Genomic DNA, 18352 nt, shown 5'->3' with positions numbered 1-18352 from the left:
CGCGGACCGGCCGGGGGCTCACGACCGGCGCAGCCGCGGACGGCGCAGATCCCGCAGCGCCAGCCGGGCGGCACTGCGCCCGCTGGCCCCCGAGACGCCGCCGCCGGGATGTGTGGAGGCCCCGGTCAGGTAGACCCCAGGCGCATTAGGCACGCGCTGTCCGGACAGTTCCGGCAGCGGCCGCCAGAAGAACATCTGGTCCAGCGACATCTCCACATGCATGACATTGCCGCCGATCAGGCCGAGCTCGCGCTCCAGATCGGCCGGGGTCTGCACGAACCGGTCCAGCACGGTGTCGGCGAAACCCGGTGCGGCCGTGTCGAGTTCGGTGATGATGCGGTCGCCCTCGCGTTCGGCGTGCGCACTCCAGTCGCTCCCGTCGGCCAGATGGCGCGGATGCCACTGCGCCCACAGCGAGAGCTGATGCTGTCCGGCCGGGGCGATACTCGGATCCAGGGCGCTGAAGCTCATCGCCAGCACCACCGGCCGCGGCGGCAGGTCCCCGGCCAGTGCCGCACCGTGCGCCAGACGCAGCTGCCGCCGATCGGTCGCGAGCAGTTGCAGCCCGCGGGCCGATTCCGCGGCCGTCGCCCCCGGATAGCGGGGGAGCTCGCTCGCGGCGACCCGCACCACCATGCCGATACCCGGCCCGACCCGGATGCGCCGCCGCCAGTCGTCGAGCGTCGCGGCGTCGAATCCGCCGCGCCGCAGCAGATCCAGCGTCGTGAGGATGTGTGTGCCCGCGATCACGGTGTGCGCGAACAGGTCTCGGCCCGAGGCCGTGCGCACCCGCCAGCCCGCGCCCGCCCGGCGCAGTTCGGTGACGGTGTCGCCGCAGGACAGCACCCCGCCGTCCGAGCGCAGCCGCGCGATGAGAGCCGTTGTCAGAGCACCGCTTCCGCCGACCGCGCGGCCGGGCGCCACGGTGTGCATCAGTGCGGCGAACCCGACCATCGGCGCGGTGCCGGGTTCGGACATCGGCGGTCCGGACTGCGCGCCGAACCAGGCCAGCGCCGCCTTGAGCCGCTCGTCGTCGAACAGGCTGTCCAGCAGCGCGTCTCCGGACTGCAGGAATTCCCGCGACAGCGCGCTGCCGCCCGCCCGCGCGTCCAGGCCCCAGAACGAGCGCAGCAGCCGTCCCGGGCCGGGCGTCCCGGAGAACGAGCGCATCACCCGCTGCGCACGCGGTCCCCACACCCGCACGAAACGCCGGTACGCGTCCGCGTCGCGGGCGCCGCAGGCGGTCGCGATCGCGGCGCAGGTGCGGTCCAGGTCGCGGTGGAACACGATCGGCGGGAGATCGGCGCCGGGCGGTGCGGGCGCGAAACCCCAGGGATCGCAGTCGATGTAGCGCAGCCCGAACCGCTCGAGTTCGAGTTCCTCGATGATCCCGGTGTGCCGGATCATGATGTGCGCCGAGGAGCCGCGATCGACCAGATGTCCCGGGAACCGCTCCACGGTCGAGACCGCGCCGCCGGGCACCTCGTCGCGCTCGAGCACTTCCACCTGTTCGCCCGCCCGCGCCAGATAGCAGGCGGCGACGAGGGCGTTGTGGCCCGAACCCAGGACCAGAATCGTCACGGCCGCGCGCCCTGCGCGGGCGGTCCGGCGATCGGCGGGCTCTGCAGCGGCAGCGAACGGCCCAGCACCGCGAAGCGGCGGGTGTCGCCGGAGAAGACGAAATGCCGCACGACATCGGTGAATCCCTGTCGGCGGTACAGCCGCCAAGCGCGGTTTGCCTCGCGATCCACCTCCGGGGTGGACAGCAGCGTCGCGCGTTCGGGGCGGTTGCGCAGCAGCCGGGTCAGCAGGGTCTCGCCCAGGCCGTGGCCCTGCGCGCTGGGATGCACATGCAGTTCGGTCAGTTCGAAGTAGTCCGCGAGCAATTCACGTGCCGGGCGCTCGGCCCAGCCCGAGCGGCGCATCCCGTTGTGCACCTGCTGATGCCACCACTGGTGCGGCGCACCGTGATAGCCGTAGGCGATGCCCACGATGGGCGCGCTGCGCAGGTCGTACCCGCCGCTCTCGTCGGGGACCACGGCGGCCACCGCCTGCCAGCCGGGCCGGGCGGTGTGCTCGGTCCACATCGGCGCGCGGTGGTATTCGGTGCCGCGGGGATAGTCCATCGCCGCGACGTAGACGGCCAGCGCATCGTGCAGCCGGGACCGTAGGGCCGCGGCCGAGAGGTCGATGACGACGGGGGCGGTTGCGTGAGGAAGTCTGGCGGCTGTCATATCCGGTCGGCGCGGCTCTCGTTCGGCCCGGGCGCTCGCCGCGAGCGCGAGCGCGAAAGTTTGTCGGTGGTCGTCTCTATATTCACACTCATTGAAACGTTCGAATATCTGTTCGGTTCGCGTGGTCGGCGATGTACCGCGCGAATCAGGGTGTACGACGGTAGGGAGGTGCCGTGATGGCAGGTCGAATGGAGCATCCGGGGCGTTCGGGGCGAGCAGGCGGTCTGCTGGACCGGGCGGACGGGCTGCTGCTGCAGGCCGCCGCCGAGCCCGATCCGCGCGAGCGGTTCCGCACCGCATATCTGGCGGGCCTGCGCGGGGCGGGTGCGGTGCTCGCGCTGACGGGCGCCGACCGCGCGCCGAGGGCTCGTTCGCGCAACGCCTGGGTGCTGATGCAGCAGGCCGCACCGGAATTCGTGATGTGGTCGGACTATTTCAGCTCCTTCTCCGAGACCCGCGCGGCCATCGAGGCCGGGCTGGATCGTCCGGTCGACGCGCAGCTGGCCGACGAGTTCGTCTCCCGCGTAGGGGCATTCCTGTACGACGTGGAGGATTCGATCAGTGCGGCCGCCCGGATGCGGCCGATCAACGGCCGGCTGGCCGACGGCTCGGCGTGAACATCGGCGAGTAGGTGGTACCGCGCAGATCGAACTCGTATCATGGTGACAGAGAGCCGCCAAGGTCGGCTGTCCGTCGCCTACCCGGAGGCGACCACCACACCTAGTGCCGGGGGAGGTACCGTGCCACTCTCCGAGCACGAGCAGCGCATGCTCGAACAGATCGAGAGCGCGCTCTATGCTGAGGATCCCAAGTTCGCCTCGACCGTCCGAGGCGGACGTCTCAGATCTGCCACGGGCAGACGCAGACTTCAGTCGGCCGCACTCTTCGTCCTCGGCCTCTGCCTGCTGATCGCGGGTATCGCCCTGCCCGTCAAACCCGGCGGTTTCCCCATCATCAGCTTGTTCGGCTTCATCGTGATGTTCGGCGCCGGAGTACTGCTGCTCCTGGGTAGCTCGGGCGCGTCGGGCGCCGGTCGTCGCGGTGAGGACACCCCGCAGGGCGGCGGGCCGGCAGCCGGCCGAGGCAAACAACGCAAGCAGGGCGGTGGTTTCTCCGCCCGCATGGAGGATCGGTTCAGGCGCCGGTTCGAACAGGACAACTGACAAGGCCCGGATCCGTCTGACGGATCCGGGTTTTGCGCTGCGCCCCATCCGGGGCGGACAACACGACACGCCGCACAGCTGTGCGGCGTGTCTCTTCTTTCCCGGGCCGCGGCCGGGTCCCCACATCGCCCCACCCGATTCCCCCACCGCGCCCCACCCTCGCCCTCTCCGCGGCGTTTCGTGCGGTTATAGCCGATGCGATCGGCGGGTTTGCTGACAGTTTTCGGGTCATGCGTCCGATCGTGCTCGCGTGTCGTGTATCTCGGAAAAATCTCCCCACCGCCCCGATAGCTGGTGTGACCAGCGAAATCTGGTACGCGGGTGGTGAGATCGCTGCGGCTTTCGATTGAAAGTGGGGGAAAGTGGGGTAATGTGGAGCGCGCACGAGCAGAGACCGACCAGACGAGGTGATCACGCGGGAGGTGTCGAGTGTTTCTCGGTACCTACACGCCTCGGCTGGACGACAAAGGGCGACTCACGTTGCCCGCGAAGTTTCGGGACGAACTGGCGGGAGGGTTGATGGTCACGAAAGGGCAAGACCACAGCCTTGCCGTGTATCCGAAGGAGGAGTTCACCGCGCTGGCGCGGCGAGCCGCCGCGGCGTCTCGGAGCAATCCGCAGGCACGGGCTTTCGTCCGGGCCCTGGCGGCGTCGACGGACGAGCAGCGTCCCGATGCTCAGGGGCGCATCACGTTGTCGGCCGAACACCGCCGCTATGCGAGTCTGTCCAAGGACTGCGTGGTGATCGGCTCGGTCGACTTCCTCGAAATTTGGGACAAGCAGGCGTGGGAGTCCTACCTCGCCGAGAACGAGGAGGACTACTCGATGGCCGGAGACGAGTCGCTGGGCGGAATCTTCTAACCCCCGAGCGAGGCGAGTGTCCTGCGGCCTCTGCCCGACGCGGACCCTGACGTACTTCCCCAACGCCAGGTGCCGTGCTTCGGTCAGAGACCCTGGGACATTGGCCGCCCGACCGAGTGAGTTCGATGCGTACAGCAACGCCGCGACAGGGGCGAGGAGGATCTGGAGGTCGAGGTGGATCTTGCCGATCACACACCCCGCCATGTTCCGGTCCTGCTCCATCGCGCTGACGAAATCCTCGGTCCCGCACTGCGATCGGGCGGTGTCATGGTCGATGCCACACTCGGCCTGGGCGGTCATTCCGAGCACTTCCTGCGTACCTATCCCTCGATCCGGCTCGTCGGATTGGATCGCGACACCGAGGCGCTGAAGCTGGCGGGCGCCCGGCTGGCCCCGTTCGCGGATCGAATCACCCTGGTACACACCACATATGACGACATCGCCGCGGCGCTGCGGCAGGCCGGCCTGGCGGAAACCGGTTCGGTGCGGGCGATCCTGATGGATCTGGGTGTGTCCTCGATGCAACTCGACGAGGCCGAACGGGGCTTCGCCTATTCGGTCGACGCGCCGCTGGACATGCGGATGGATCCGACCACCGGCCCGACCGCCGCCGATGTGCTCAACACCTACAGTCACGGCGAGCTGGCCCGGGTGCTGAAAACCTATGGGGAGGAACGTTTCGCGGGCCGCATCGCGAGCGCGATCCTGCGGCGGCGCGCGCAGCGTCCCTTCACCACCAGCGCCGAGCTGGTGGAACTGCTGTACGACGCCATCCCGGCCGCGACCCGCCGCACCGGCGGGCATCCGGCCAAGCGCACGTTCCAGGCGTTGCGCATCGAGGTCAACCGGGAGCTGGAATCGCTCGAGGCCGCGGTGCCCGCGGCCCTGGACGCGCTCGAGATCGGTGGCCGCATCGTGGTCATGTCCTATCAATCGCTGGAGGACAAAGTGGTCAAACATGTTCTCGCGGAGCGATCGACCTCGCGCACGCCGATGGATCTGCCGGTCGAATTACCGGGTATGGGACCGGAATTCACGGTATTGACCCGTGGTGCGGAGAAGGCCACGGCCGCCGAGATCGAGGACAACCCGCGCGCGGCGCCGGTCCGGATGCGCGCGGCGGAACGAATTCAGGCGCCGCGATGAGTTCGGGCGAGGTGCGAACGGTAGGGGAGGCGGGACTATGAGCGTGCGGACACGGGTGGACGCACCACCGCGTGGCGGGAAGACCGCGGAGCGGCGCACCGCGCCGCGCCGCGTGCACGATCCCGAACACGTGACATCGGGTGCGGCCAAGCGGGCGTACGCCCGGCGCCGCAATCGCGTCGGCGGCGGACCGGTCCTGCCGCCGCTGCCGGGGCGCTCGGTGATGAGCGGCCGGATCCCGTTCGTGGTGGCCATTCTGGTGATGCTGGGCTGCGGCCTGATGTGCACACTGCTGCTGACCACGCGATCGGCCGAGGACAGCTATCAGCTCAGCGACGCGCGTCAGATCAATCAGCAACTCTCCGACGAGCAGGCCGAACTGCAGCGTCAGGTGGCGGCGGCGGATTCCGCGCCGGAACTGGCCACCCGGGCGCGGGAGCTGGGCATGATCCCGGCCAAGGATCCCGCCCGCCTGGTCGTCGCGCCGAACGGCGCGGTGACGGTGATCGGGAAGGAGACCGCGCAGCTGGGTCCGCCCGCGCCGCCGCTGAACACCACGCCCGCCGCGCCGACGCCCGCGAATCCGGCTCAGGCGCAAGGGGAACGGATCGTCCCGGTGACGGCGCTGCCGAATCAGAATCCGGCCGCCGAGAACACCGCTCGTAATCCGGCACAGCCGACCGCGGGCCAGAACGCCGCGACCCCGTCCACACCCGCTCCCTCTGCGGTCCAGGCTCCGACGACACCGGCGGCTCCCGCGACCTCGGCGCGGCCCGCGCCTACCCAGGCGCCGGTCGCTCGCGTCGATCAGACTGTGCCGGTGCACAATCCGCCCGCGCCCGCCTCGACGCCCGCTCCGGCGTCCGGGGGCGGACAGTGAGCCCGGGTGCACGTGGCCGCCCGTCGTCACCGAGCCGTCGCAACGCTCGAACGGCACGGCCGCGCCGGACCATCGGGGCCCGGCGCGGCGCGGGCATGGACTCCTCCTCGCGATTACGGTTCGGCACCGGCCGGATCGTGATGCTGGTGGCCCTGCTGGTTGTCGCGCTCCAATTGCTGTGGATCCAAACGGTTTCCGCGCCGAAGCTCTCGGCCGAGGCGGCGACCCAGCGCACCGTGCACAAGATCGACTACGCGCTGCGCGGTTCGATCGTCGACCGCAACGGCAAGTCGCTGGCCTTCACCGTCGCCACCCAGTGGCTGAGCTTTCAGCCGGTCATCGTGCGCAAGGAACTCGCCGAGGAACACGCCAAGAGCGCGAAGGCCCCCGACCCGGACAAGCGGCTGAAGGCCATCGCCAAGGCCATTCACGACAAGCTCGGCAAGGATGCCCCCTCGGAGCAGGATCTGCTCAGCAAACTGAACAGCAAGGACTCGTTCGTCTATCTCGTGCGGGACGTCGATCCGCGGATCGCCACCGAGATCACCGACAAATTCCCCGAGGTCGGCAAGGAACGTCACGACAAACCGGTCTATCCCGGTGGTTCGCTGGCCGCCAACATCATCGGCGCCACGGGCTGGGACGGGCACGGCCAGGTCGGACTCGAATCCTCGCTGGACTCGATCCTGGCGGGCACCGACGGATCGCACACCTACGATCAGGGCTCGGACGGCGCGATGATTCCGGGCAGTGAACGCAACCGGCATCCCGCGGTCAACGGCACCGACGTGGAGCTCACCCTCGACTCGGATCTGCAGTACTACGTGCAGCAGCAGGTGCAGCAGGCCAAGGACATGTCGGGCGCCAAGGACGCCTCGGTCGTGGTGTTGGACGCGCACACCGCGCAGGTTCTGGCGATGGCCAACGACGGCACCTTCGACCCCGCCGAGCCGCAGTACTGGGGTTCCACCAATCTGGGCAACCCCTCGGTCACCGACGCCTTCGAACCGGGTTCGGTGAACAAGATCGTCGACGCCTCCGCGGCCATCGAATACGGCCTGACCACCCCGGACGAGGTACATCAGGTCCCGGGCAGCATCGATATGGGCGGGGTCACCGTGCACGACGCCTGGTCGCACGGCGTGATGCCGTATACCACCACGGGAATCTTCGGCAAATCCTCGAACGTGGGCACCCTGATGCTGGCCCAGAAGATCGGCGAGGACCGTTACGCGGACATGCTGAAGCGGTTCGGGCTCGGTCAGCGCACCGGCGTAGGCCTGCCCGGCGAGAGCGCGGGCCGGGTTCCGCCGCGCGACCAGTGGTCCGGTTCGACCTTCGCGAACCTGCCGATCGGACAGGGCCTGTCGATGACGCTGCTGCAGATGACCGGGATGTACCAGGCCATCGCCAACGACGGCGTGCGGATTCCGCCGCGGATCGTGAAGTCCGAGGCCAAACCGGGCGGCAGCCGCTCCGAGGAGAAGCAGCCCGACGGCGTCCGGGTGGTGAGCGCCGAGACCGCGCGGACGTTGCGGCAGATGTTCCAGGCCATCGTGCAGAAGGACCCGATGGGGTATCAGCAGGGCACCGGTACTCCCGCGGCAATCGCGGGCTATCAGATCGCCGGGAAGACCGGCACCGCACAGCAGATCGATCAGGCGTGCCACTGCTACTCCGAGAGTCGCTACTGGATCACGTTCGCCGGGATGGCGCCGGCGGACAATCCGCGCTATGTCATCGGCATCATGCTGGACGCTCCGGTGCGCAGCACCGACGGCAGCGGTGGGCAGTCCGCGGCCCCGCTGTTCCACAACATCGCGTCGTGGGCGCTGCAGCGTGACCGGGTGCCGCCCTCGCCGTCGGCGAAAGAGCTTGTGCTGCAGGCGATGTGAACGGCCGGGCGGTGTCGGGTCACAATGGGCGGGCCAATACCATGCACGGGGACCCACGCAATACCCAGCCGCGTTGCCCGGCTGTGATCCAGCGTCGGTACCCTGACTCGTCGATCCGAAACCCGTCCGCGGCGGATTTGCCGAGTAGAGCCGCATTGTGACTGAGAGGAGCCTCGTGCCCGTGCAGCCCAGCCCGCAGGTGCTGCGTCCGGCGGTGCCACCGTCGACGGAGTTGCAGACGGTCGTCGAGCTCACGGGGGCGCGCCTTTCCGGCGTCGGCGCCGGTGAGCTCTCCGGGGTGGTGATCACCGGAATCGAGCAACGCTCGAATGCCGTGCAGGCGGGTGATCTGTTCGCCGGGCTGGCCGGTGCGCACGCGCACGGCGCTCGGTTCGCCGCCGACGCCGTCGAGCGCGGCGCGGTCGCGGTGCTCACCGATGCCGCCGGTGCGGAGCTGATCGGCTCGCTGTCGGTGCCCGTGCTGGTCCGCGAGAATCCGCGCGCGGTGCTGGGCGAGTTGTCCGCGTCGATCTACGGGAATCCGTCGCAGCGGTTGCAGGTGCTCGGCATCACCGGCACCTCCGGCAAGACCACCACCTCCTATCTGGTCGAGGCGGGACTTTCCGCGGCCGGATTGCGCACCGCGTTGATCGGCACCATCGAGACCCGCATCGGCGGGCAGCGGGTGCCCAGCGCGCTCACCACACCCGAAGCGCCGCAACTGCATGCGATGTTCGCGCTGATGGTCGAGCAGGGCGTGCAGGCGGTGGTGATGGAGGTGTCCAGTCACGCCCTCGCGCTGGGCCGGGTGGACGGTGTGCGATTCGCGGTGGGCGCGTTCACCAATCTGTCCCAGGACCACCTGGACTTCCACGCGGATTTCGAGGACTACTACGCCGCCAAGCGCAAACTGTTCGTCCCGGACTCGCACACCCCGCTGTCGCAAACTTCGTCGTCCTGGTCGGTGGCGGCACAGACCTGCGTGATCTGCGTCGACGACGCTTGGGGCCGCCGCCTGGCCCGTGAGGTGGGCGGGCGTGCCCCGGTGGTTGCGGTGTCGACCGGCCTCGGTCCCGTCGCCGAAGGCGCCGAACCGGATTGGAGCGCGGTCGCGGTGACCACGCTGGACGGCGGCGAGCAGCAGTTCACCGCCGTCGGTCCGGGCGTGCGCGGCCAGGTGAGCCCCGAACCGTCCGCTGCGGCCGCCGATTCCGCGCCGGTCGTGAAACTCGATGTGCGGCTGCGTCTTCCGGGCCGCTACAACATCGCCAACGGCCTGCTCGCGATCGCGGTGTGTGCGGCGGCCGGGGTGGACCCGCGGGTCGCCGCGCGGGCGCTCGCCGAGGTCGACGTGCCGGGCCGGATGCAACGCGTGGACTGCGGACAGGACTTCCTGGCCGTGGTCGACTATGCGCACAAACCGGCCGCGGTCGAATCGGTCATCGCGACCCTGCGCGAATATCTGAAAGGTTCGAACGGGCGGCTGGCCGTGGTGGTCGGCGCGGGCGGCGACCGCGACGCCGGCAAACGCCCGCTGATGGGTGCGACCGCAGCGCGCGGTGCGGAACTGGTGATCATCACCGACGACAATCCGCGCAGTGAGGATCCCGCGGCGATCCGGGCGGCGGTGGGCGCGGGAGCGCTCGGTATGGCCGAGTCCGAACGCGGTGAGGTCACCGAGATCGGTGATCGTGCGGCCGCCATCGCCGCGGCGGTGGATTGGGCTCGGTCCGGCGACGTGGTGCTGGTGGCGGGTAAGGGGCATGAGACAGGGCAGGAGATTGCGGGTGTGAAGTATCCGTTCGATGACCGCGAGGTGCTGGCGGAGGCCCTCTGCCGGCGATCGGCGCCCGATGACAAGGACCTGACGGTTTCATGATCGAGATGACCCTGCGGGAGATCGCGGAGATCGTCGGCGGCACGCTGCACGATGTTCCCGATCCCGCGGTGACGGTGACGGGCGTGGTCGAATTCGATTCGCGCCGAATCAATTCCGGAGATCTGTTCTTGGCGTTGCCGGGTGCGCGGGTCGACGGGCACGACTATGCCGCCGCCGCGGTGGCCGCCGGTGCGGTCGCGGTGCTGGCGGCCCGGCCGGTCGGTGTGCCTGCCGTCGTGGTCGGCCCGGTCGCGCGGACCGAATCCGACAGCGGTTCGGCCTACGTACTGGCCCACGACACCGACGGCTCGGCGGCCGCGGTGCTGGCGGCACTGGCGAGACTGGCTCGCGCGAGCGTGGATCGCCTTGCCGCGAGCGGTGAGCTGACCGTCGTCGGCGTCACCGGTTCGTCCGGTAAGACCTCGACCAAGGACCTGCTGGCCCAGGTGCTGGCCCCGCTCGGAACGGTGGTCGCGCCGCCGGAGTCGTTCAACAACGAGCTGGGTTTCCCCTGGACGGCGCTGCGGGCCGACGCGGACACCCGATTCCTGGTGCTGGAACTGTCCGCGCGCGGGCCCGGCCACATCAAGGCGCTCACCGAGATCGCGCCCCCGTCCATCGGTGTGGTGCTCAACGTCGGAACCGCACACCTGGGCGAATTCGGCAGTCGCGAGGCGATCGCGCGGGCCAAGGGCGAGTTGGTGGAGGCGCTCAGTTCGTCCGGCGTGGCGGTGCTCAATGCCGACGATCCGAATGTGGCCGCCATGGCCGCGCGCACCGTGGCGCGGGTGGTCACAACCGGGCAGTCCGGGAACGCGGACGTGCGGGCGCTGGACGTACAGCTCGACGAGTCCGCGCGGGCCCGGTTCACCTTGCGGGCCAACGGTTCCGAGGTGCCGGTGCATCTGGCGGTGCACGGTGAGCATCAGGTCGCCAACGCATTGTCCGCGGCCGCGGTGGCGCTCGAATGCGGTGCCGACCTCGCCACGATCGCGCAGGCGCTGTCGAGCGCGCGGGCCGCATCCAAACATCGGATGGATGTGCGCACCCGCCCGGACGGTGTCACGGTCGTCAACGATTCGTACAACGCCAATCCGGATTCGATGCGCGCCGCGCTCAAGGCGCTGGTGACCATGGCCCGGGCCGGTGCGCACGGCGGTCCCGCCGGGAAACGGCGCAGCTGGGCGGTGCTCGGCGAAATGGCCGAGCTGGGTGAGGATTCGGTGGTCGAACACGATCGGATCGGCCGCCTGGCGGTCCGGCTGGACGTGGACCGGCTCATCGTGATCGGCACCGGACGTCCCTCGCACGCACTGCATCAGGGTGCGGTGATGGAGGGCTCCTGGGGTGAGGAGTCGATCCTGGTTCCCGATATCGCTGCCGCGCTCGAGGTGCTCGACGAGGAGCTCGCGGCCGACGACGTGGTGCTGGTCAAGGCATCCAACTCCGTCGGATTGTGGGCGGTGGCAGAGCATCTCGCGCCGGGCATCGCAGCGCCCGGCGCCGGTACGGAGGGCTCGCAAGTGCCTCCTGTGGACACGGAAGCGGTTCGATGAGGCAGATTCTTTTCGCAGCGGCGATCGCGCTGGCGGTGTCGATCCTGTTGACGCCGTTGCTGATCCGGATGTTCGCCAAACGCGGCTTCGGCCAGGAGATCCGGGTCGACGGCCCGGCCAGCCATCAGGCCAAGCGCGGCACGCCGACGATGGGCGGCGTGGCGATCCTGGTCGGACTGTGGGCCGGGTACTGGGGTTCGCACCTGATCGGCATCGGCTATCGCGCCGAGGGACCGACGGTGTCGGGTCTGCTGGTGCTGGCGCTGACCACCGCACTGGGCGCGGTCGGTTTCATCGACGACTTCATCAAATTGCGCAAGGGCCGCAACCTCGGCCTCACCGCGGCGGGCAAGTACATCGGACAGCTTTCCGCGGCAGTGGTGTTCGGCGTGCTCGCGCTGCAGTTCCCGGGCGCGAACAAGCAGACACCGGCGAGCCGCCACCTGTCCTACGTCCGCGACATCACCACCGTGTCGATGGGGGTGATCATCTTCCTGGCCTTCGTCTGCCTGGTGGTGGTCGCCTGGTCCAACGCGGTGAACCTCACCGACGGCCTGGACGGCCTGGCCGCGGGCTCGATGAGCCTGGTGCTGGGCGCGTACGTGATCATCACCTTCTGGCAGTACCGCAACGCGTGTTCGGTGCACGCCGAGGCGGGCTGCTACAACGTGCGCGACCCGCTGGACCTCGCGCTGGTGTGCGCCGCGGGTGCGGCCGCCTGTATCGGATTCCTCTGGTGGAACGCGGCTCCCGCGAAGATCTTCATGGGCGACACCGGTTCGCTGGCGCTGGGCGGCCTGATCGCCGGACTGTCGATCACCACGCGCACCGAACTGCTGATGATCGTGATCGGCGCGCTGTTCGTCGCCGAGACCACCTCGGTCGTGCTGCAGGTCGCGGTCTACCGCACCACACGCAACCGACTGTTCAAGATGGCGCCGTTCCACCACCACTTCGAACTCAGCAAATGGGCCGAGACTACGGTGATTATCCGGTTCTGGATACTCGCCGGCATAGCGTCGGCGATCGGACTTGGCTTGTTCTACAGCGAATACCTCTCTCAGGTCGGGTAAAGCAGCAATGGTCGAACACACTCCGCGGGCCCTGCGATCGCCGGGCCCCATGCTCGAATTCCTGCGTGGCCGTGATGTTCTCGTGGCCGGCTGGGGCATATCGGGTCGCTCGCTGATCGATCCGCTACGTGATATCGGCGCGACACCGGTGGTCACCGACGCCGGCGCCAAGGCGATGGCCGAGGCGGCGGAACTGGGCCTGGACACCGCCACCGGGGAGAGCCTGCTCGAGCCCGGCGGGCTGGACCGGTTCGCACTGGTGATCACCAGTCCGGGCTGGCGGCCCGATTCCCCGGTGCTGGCCACCGCGGTCGCCGAGGGAGTACCGGTCTGGGGCGACGTCGAATTCGCCTGGTGGGTGGATCAGGCGCGGCTGTACGGGCCGGTGCGCAAGTGGTTGGTGATCACCGGAACCAACGGCAAGACCACCACGACCCAGATGACGCACGCGATCCTGCGCGCGGCCGGAATCGCCAGCGTCGCCTGCGGCAATATCGGCCTGCCCATTCTGGACGCGTTGCGGCGCACGCCGGGTCCGCAGGTGCTCGCGGTGGAATTGTCCTCGTTCCAGCTGCACTGGGCTCCCTCGGTACGGCCGGAGGCCGGTGTGGTGCTGAATGTGGCCGAGGATCATCTGGATTGGCACGGTGGCCTGGACGCGTACGCGGCGGCCAAGGCCCGCGCGCTGATGGGCCGGGTTGGCGTGGTCGGCCTCGACGACCCGGTCGCCGCCGCGCTGGCACGCCGCTCGCGGGCCCGGCGCACGGTGGGCTTCCGCGTCGGCGTCCCGGCCGACGGCGAACTCGGCGTCGTGGACGGCAAACTGCTCGATCGCGCGTTCACCAAGGCCGCCATTCTGGCCGAGGTGCGCGATATCAGCCCGCCCGGCCCGGCGGGTGTGGCCGACGCGCTCGCGGCGGCCGCGCTGACCCGATCCATCGACGTCGCACCGCAATTCGTCAAGGAAGGCCTGCAGGAGCACAAGGTGGGCCCGCATCGCGCGGCCTCGGTGCGGGAGCTGTCGGGCGTGGAGTTCGTCGACGACTCCAAGGCCACCAATCCGCATGCGGCGCGTTGCTCGATCCAGGCGCACGCTCAGGTCGTCTGGATCGCCGGGGGACTGCTCAAGGGCGCGCACGTGGACGATCTGGTCGAGGAGGTGGCCGAACGTCTCGTCGCGGTGGTGCTGCTGGGTAAGGACGCCCCGGTCATCGCCGCGGCATTGGCGCGACACGCCCCTGATGTCCCGGTCGTCGAGCTCGGTTCGGGTGACGATGCTGGGATGGGTGCGGAACTCACCTCCGAGATCGATGGGGCGGACGCGGTCATGGCGCGGGCCGTGCGCATCGCCGCCGGCTACGCCACCAACGGTGACACGGTGCTGCTCGCCCCGGCCGCGGCGTCGTTGGACATGTTCGCCGACTACACCCACCGGGGACGCAGTTTCGTCGCGGCGGTGCAGGCGCTGGACGAAGGAGATATCGGTGGCACCGGGGGCCAGTGAGGAGACAGCGTGACGAAGGCGGCGCGCAAAGGGGCTGGTACGTGGTTCGGTGCCTGGCTGGCGCGTCCGCTCGCCTCGTTCCATCTGGTCGTCACGATCGCGACCCTGCTCACCGTGCTGGGTCTGGTGATGGTGCTCTCGGCGTCGAGCGTGGAGTCGTACGCCGACGACGGATCGGCCTATTCGCTGTTCATCCAGCAACTCCTGTTCGCCGTGCTGGGTGCGGTGCTGTTCTATCTCGCGTTGCGAATCCCTTTTCGCACCCTGCGCCGACTGTCCTTTCCGATGTTCGCGATATCGGTGCTGGCACTGGTGCTGGTGCTGATTCCGGGCATCGGTTCGCAGGCGCAGGGTTCGCGGCGCTGGTTCGATATCGGCTTCATCCACGTGCAGCCCTCGGAAATCGTCAAGGTCACCCTGATCATCTGGGGTGCGCATCTGCTGGCCACGCGTCGCGCGGAGAACGCCGGGTACAAAGAGATCCTGATGCCGCTGGTCCCGGCGGGTCTGCTGTGCTGTCTGCTGATCGTGCTGGAGCCGAACCTGTCGACCACGATCGCGGTGGGCATCATCCTGGTGGCGCTGCTGTGGTTCGGCGGGCTGCCGGTGCGGCTGTTCGTCGCGATCGGCGCGTCCGGTGTGGCGGCGGCGCTGGTGCTGGCGATGACGGCCGGGTACCGCTCGGATCGCATGCGGGCGTTCTTCAACCCCGGTGACGATCCGCAGGGCATCGGATATCAGGCGCGTCAGGCGACGTTCTCCCTGGCCGACGGCGGGATCTGGGGCCGCGGGCTCGGGCAGAGCCGGGCCAAGTGGAGTTATCTGCCCAACGCGCACAACGACTTCATCTTCGCGATCATCGGCGAGGAACTCGGCTTCCTGGGCTGCGCACTGGTGCTGGGCCTGTTCGCGCTGTTCGTCTACACGGGTCTGCGGATCGCGAGCCGTTCGGCGGATCCGTTCCTGCGGCTGCTGGTCGCCACCGCGACGACCTGGATCACCGGTCAGGCGCTGATCAACATCGGCTATGTGGTGGGTCTGCTGCCGGTGACCGGTCTGCAGCTGCCGCTGGTCTCGGCGGGCGGTTCCTCGCTGGCGATCACCCTGCTGATGTTCGGCGTCATCGCCAGTGCCGCCCGGCACGAACCCGAGGCCGTCGCGGCCCTGCACGCCGGACAGGACGGCCGGTTCAGCCGCCTGCTGCGCCTGCCGAAGCCGGAGAAGTATCCGCCGTCGCGCAACGCGGCGGCGCGCACTCGCGGCGGTTCCGGAACCTCGCCGACGCGGCGGGAATTGCCCGCGGCCCGCCGACGGGTAGATTCGGATTCCGCACGGCGCGAACGCCGCGGCACCGCCTCGATGCGGACCACGCGGGCCTGGGAGCCCAGCTATCGGATGACACATGCGAGAGAACGGGGTAAGTCCAGGTGACCAGGAGCGGCGGCGTCGGGCCCGATTCCGGGGGACGGGCGTTTTCGGTGATCGTCGCGGGCGGTGGCACCGCCGGTCACATCGAACCGGCCATGGCGGTCGCGGACGCGCTGCGCCGCCTCGATCCGACGATCCGGATCACGGCGCTGGGCACCGAACGCGGCCTCGAGACGACGCTGGTGCCCGAGCGCGGGTATCGGCTCGAGTTGATTCCGCCGGTTCCGTTGCCGCGCAAGCCGACCGCGGATCTGCTGCGGTTGCCGGGCCGGGTGCGTGCCGCGGTCGCGCGCAGCCGGGCGGTGATCGATGCGGTCGAGGCAGACGTGATCATCGGATTCGGTGGATATGTCGCCCTGCCCGCCTATCTGGCGGCCGGGCGCGGGCTGCGGGGACGCCGGTCGGTGCCGGTGGTGGTGCACGAGGCGAATGTGAAGGCGGGTATCGCGAACAAGGTCGGCGCGCGCCGCGCCGCGCGCGTGCTGGCCGCGGTGGCGAATTCGGGTGTGCGGGCGCCGGGGCGCGCCGATGCGGAGATCGTCGGGATTCCGGTGCGCGAGTCGATCGCGACGATGGATCGGGCGGGTCTGCGCGAGCAGGCGCGGGAGCATTTCGGATTGCCCGCCGACGGGCCGGTGCTGCTGGTGTTCGGTGGTTCGCAGGGTGCGCGCACGCTCAACGAGGCGGTCTCGGCCGCAGCGCCCCAACTGCTGGCCGCGGGAATCTCGGTCCTGCACGCGCACGGTCCGAAGAACACCCTGCAGATCGCGGAACCCGCGCCCGGTGACGCGGCGAAATATGTTGCGGTGCCGTATGTGTCGCGGATGGATCTGGCCTACGCGGCCGCCGACGCGGCGGTGTGCCGCTCGGGTGCGATGACGGTGGCCGAGGTGTCGGCGGTCGGGTTGCCCGCGTTCTACGTGCCCCTGCCGCACGGTAACGGCGAGCAGGAGCTCAACGCGCGGCCGATCGTCGCCAAGGGCGGCGGCACCATCGTCGCCGATGCGGAATTGACCGCGAAATATGTGATGGATGAGGTGATTCCGCTGCTCACCGACCCGGTGCGGCTGTCGCGGATGTCCGTGGCCGCCGCCGGCGCCGGGCATCGGGACGCCGCCGACGCGGTGGCGCGGATCGTGGTGGAGGTGGCCGGGCGATGACCGAGAAACAGGACACGACCGTCGCGCCCGGTGAGCTACCGGCGCTACTGCAGCGGGTGCACATGGTCGGTATCGGCGGGGCCGGGATGTCCGGGATCGCCCGGATCCTGCTCGCCCGCGGCGGATCGGTCTCCGGATCCGACGCCAAGGAGAGCCGCGGTGTGCTCGCGCTGCGGGCGCGGGGTGCGCAGGTCCGCATCGGTCACGACGCCGGTGCGCTGGATCTGCTGCCCGGCGGGCCCAGTGCGGTGGTCACCACCTACGCCGCCATCCCGAAGACCAATCCCGAACTGGTCGAGGCGAAGCGGCGCGGGGTGCCGGTGCTGCTGCGCCCGACCGTGCTCGCCGAACTCATGCACGGCCATCACACGCTGCTGGTGTCCGGGACGCACGGCAAGACCTCGACGACCTCGATGCTCGTGGTGTCGTTGCAGCACTGCGGATTCGATCCGTCCTTCGCCGTGGGCGGTGAGCTGAACGAGGCGGGCACCAACGCCCATCACGGCACCGGCGGCTACTTCGTGGCCGAGGCGGACGAGTCGGACGGCTCACTGCTGCAATACGATCCGGACGTCGCGGTGGTCACCAACATCGAATCGGACCACCTGGATTTCTTCGGCACCGACGAGGCGTACGTCCAGGTCTTCGACGATTTCGTCGATCGGCTCACCCCGGGTGGGCTGCTGGTGGTGTGCCTCGACGATCCGGGGTCGCGAGCGTTGGCCGAGCGGGTCGCCGGGCGGCTGGGCGTCGCTTCCGGGACGGGCTCGGACGCGCGGGCATCCGACCCCGATCCGGACGTCACCGTACGCGGGGGCGAGCTGAACATCCGCGTACTGGGTTACGGCTCCGGCGAATTGGCCGACGCTCCGGTTCCGGTCGGGGTGCGGCTGCTGTCCTGGGAGCCACGCGACGTGGGTGGTGTCGCCACCTTCCAGCTCGCCGACGAATCCGCCCCGCGCACGCTGCGGCTGTCGGTGCCCGGACGGCACATGGCCCTCAACGCCCTGGCCGCCCTGCTGGCCGCGCGGGACGCGGGCGCCGATCTGGGTGAGGTCCTACAGGGGCTCGAGGGTTTCGGCGGGGTGCATCGGCGATTCCAGTTCGTCGGCCGGGAGAACGGCGTGCGGGTGTTCGACGACTACGCCCATCATCCGACCGAGGTGCGCGCGGTGCTCGGCGCGGCGGCGGAGCTGGTGCGGCAGGAGGCCGCGGACGGCGCGCGCTCGCGGCAGGGCCGGGTGATCGTGGTGTTCCAGCCCCATTTGTACAGCCGCACTGCGACATTCGCGACCGAGTTCGGCGCGGCCCTGGACGTCGCGGACGAGGTCGTCGTGCTGGACGTGTACGGCGCGCGGGAGAAACCGCTGCCGGGCGTCAACGGCGCACTGGTGGCCCAGTCGGTGTCCAAACCCGTGCACTACCAACCGGATATGTCGCGGGTGGGCCGTCAGGCCGCCGGACTGGCCCGTCCGGGTGACGTGGTGATCACCATGGGCGCGGGCGATGTGACGATGCTCGGCGGGCAGATCCTCGACGGATTGCGGGTGCGCCCGCCGACCGTACGGTGATC

Annotated in this window: 15 protein-coding genes; 13 read left to right on the top strand and 2 right to left on the bottom strand. The window is 69.6% G+C overall.

Annotated elements, in window-relative coordinates; all coding sequences use genetic code 11:
* Positions 1 to 18: 18 nt before the first annotated feature.
* Both NM2_RS28985 and NM2_RS28980 read right to left on the bottom strand, forming a co-directional pair.
* Positions 19 to 1581: a phytoene desaturase family protein gene (locus tag NM2_RS28985; RefSeq protein WP_067675120.1), complete on the bottom strand. Its 1563-nt coding sequence runs from the start codon at positions 1579 to 1581 to the stop codon at positions 19 to 21.
* Entirely contained in the window at positions 1578 to 2234 is a 657-nt protein-coding gene (locus NM2_RS28980) for a GNAT family N-acetyltransferase (RefSeq protein WP_067675118.1), read from the bottom strand. The genes NM2_RS28985 and NM2_RS28980 overlap by 4 nt, the downstream gene beginning before the upstream one ends.
* A gap of 176 nt (positions 2235 to 2410) precedes the next feature.
* On the opposite strand from NM2_RS28980, the gene NM2_RS28975 reads away from it, so the two are divergent.
* The 13 genes from NM2_RS28975 to NM2_RS28915 all read left to right on the top strand — a co-directional run bounded on the left by NM2_RS28975 (position 2411) and on the right by NM2_RS28915 (position 18350).
* Positions 2411 to 2851 (top strand): SAV_6107 family HEPN domain-containing protein, encoded by a 441-nt coding sequence (locus NM2_RS28975; protein ID WP_067675115.1) that lies wholly within the window; start codon positions 2411 to 2413, stop codon positions 2849 to 2851.
* Positions 2852 to 2974: 123 nt separating this feature from the next.
* The gene (locus NM2_RS28970; protein ID WP_067675129.1) at positions 2975 to 3397 is read left to right on the top strand and encodes an SCO2097 family morphological protein; all 423 of its coding nucleotides are present in this window, start codon (positions 2975 to 2977) and stop codon (positions 3395 to 3397) included.
* Between the two features lie 429 nt (positions 3398 to 3826).
* On the top strand, positions 3827 to 4258 hold the full coding sequence (gene mraZ / locus NM2_RS28965; RefSeq protein WP_067675112.1) for a division/cell wall cluster transcriptional repressor MraZ: 432 nt from the start codon (positions 3827 to 3829) through the stop codon (positions 4256 to 4258).
* 162 nt (positions 4259 to 4420) lie between these two features.
* Positions 4421 to 5404: a 16S rRNA (cytosine(1402)-N(4))-methyltransferase RsmH gene (gene rsmH / locus NM2_RS28960; RefSeq protein WP_067675109.1), complete on the top strand. Its 984-nt coding sequence runs from the start codon at positions 4421 to 4423 to the stop codon at positions 5402 to 5404.
* A 37-nt stretch (positions 5405 to 5441) separates the two neighbouring features.
* Positions 5442 to 6284, top strand: coding sequence for a cell division protein FtsL (gene ftsL / locus NM2_RS49425; protein WP_067675106.1), 843 nt, complete (start codon positions 5442 to 5444; stop codon positions 6282 to 6284).
* 95 nt (positions 6285 to 6379) lie between these two features.
* Positions 6380 to 8179 carry a peptidoglycan D,D-transpeptidase FtsI family protein gene (locus NM2_RS28950; RefSeq protein ID WP_084531658.1) on the top strand — a complete coding sequence of 600 codons (1800 nt, stop codon included), beginning with the start codon at positions 6380 to 6382 and terminating at the stop codon, positions 8177 to 8179.
* Between the two features lie 175 nt (positions 8180 to 8354).
* Positions 8355 to 10058 (top strand): UDP-N-acetylmuramoyl-L-alanyl-D-glutamate--2,6-diaminopimelate ligase, encoded by a 1704-nt coding sequence (locus NM2_RS28945; protein WP_067675103.1) that lies wholly within the window; start codon positions 8355 to 8357, stop codon positions 10056 to 10058.
* Entirely contained in the window at positions 10055 to 11614 is a 1560-nt protein-coding gene (locus tag NM2_RS28940; protein ID WP_067675099.1) for a UDP-N-acetylmuramoyl-tripeptide--D-alanyl-D-alanine ligase, read from the top strand. The genes NM2_RS28945 and NM2_RS28940 overlap by 4 nt, the downstream gene beginning before the upstream one ends.
* Complete coding sequence (gene mraY, locus NM2_RS28935) at positions 11611 to 12687, top strand: phospho-N-acetylmuramoyl-pentapeptide-transferase (protein ID WP_067675096.1); 1077 nt, start codon at positions 11611 to 11613, stop codon at positions 12685 to 12687. The genes NM2_RS28940 and mraY overlap by 4 nt, the downstream gene beginning before the upstream one ends.
* Positions 12688 to 12736: 49 nt before the next feature.
* On the top strand, positions 12737 to 14191 hold the full coding sequence (gene murD, locus NM2_RS28930) for a UDP-N-acetylmuramoyl-L-alanine--D-glutamate ligase (RefSeq protein WP_067675123.1): 1455 nt from the start codon (positions 12737 to 12739) through the stop codon (positions 14189 to 14191).
* Between the two features lie 9 nt (positions 14192 to 14200).
* The gene (gene ftsW / locus NM2_RS28925) at positions 14201 to 15622 is read left to right on the top strand and encodes a putative lipid II flippase FtsW (protein ID WP_067675093.1); all 1422 of its coding nucleotides are present in this window, start codon (positions 14201 to 14203) and stop codon (positions 15620 to 15622) included.
* Positions 15619 to 16779 carry an undecaprenyldiphospho-muramoylpentapeptide beta-N-acetylglucosaminyltransferase gene (gene murG / locus NM2_RS28920; protein WP_067675090.1) on the top strand — a complete coding sequence of 387 codons (1161 nt, stop codon included), beginning with the start codon at positions 15619 to 15621 and terminating at the stop codon, positions 16777 to 16779. Before ftsW ends, murG begins: the two co-directional genes overlap by 4 nt.
* Positions 16776 to 18350, top strand: a complete 1575-nt coding sequence (locus tag NM2_RS28915) for a UDP-N-acetylmuramate--L-alanine ligase (RefSeq protein WP_067675087.1) — start codon at positions 16776 to 16778, stop codon at positions 18348 to 18350. The genes murG and NM2_RS28915 overlap by 4 nt, the downstream gene beginning before the upstream one ends.
* Positions 18351 to 18352 lie beyond the last annotated feature (2 nt).

It is taken from the genome of Nocardia miyunensis NBRC 108239, assembly GCF_001613065.1.
GTDB classification, from domain to species: Bacteria; Actinomycetota; Actinomycetes; order Mycobacteriales; family Mycobacteriaceae; genus Nocardia; species Nocardia miyunensis.
Note: the sequence above shows the minus strand (reverse complement) of the source record. Positions and strands in the feature narration are given on the sequence as shown.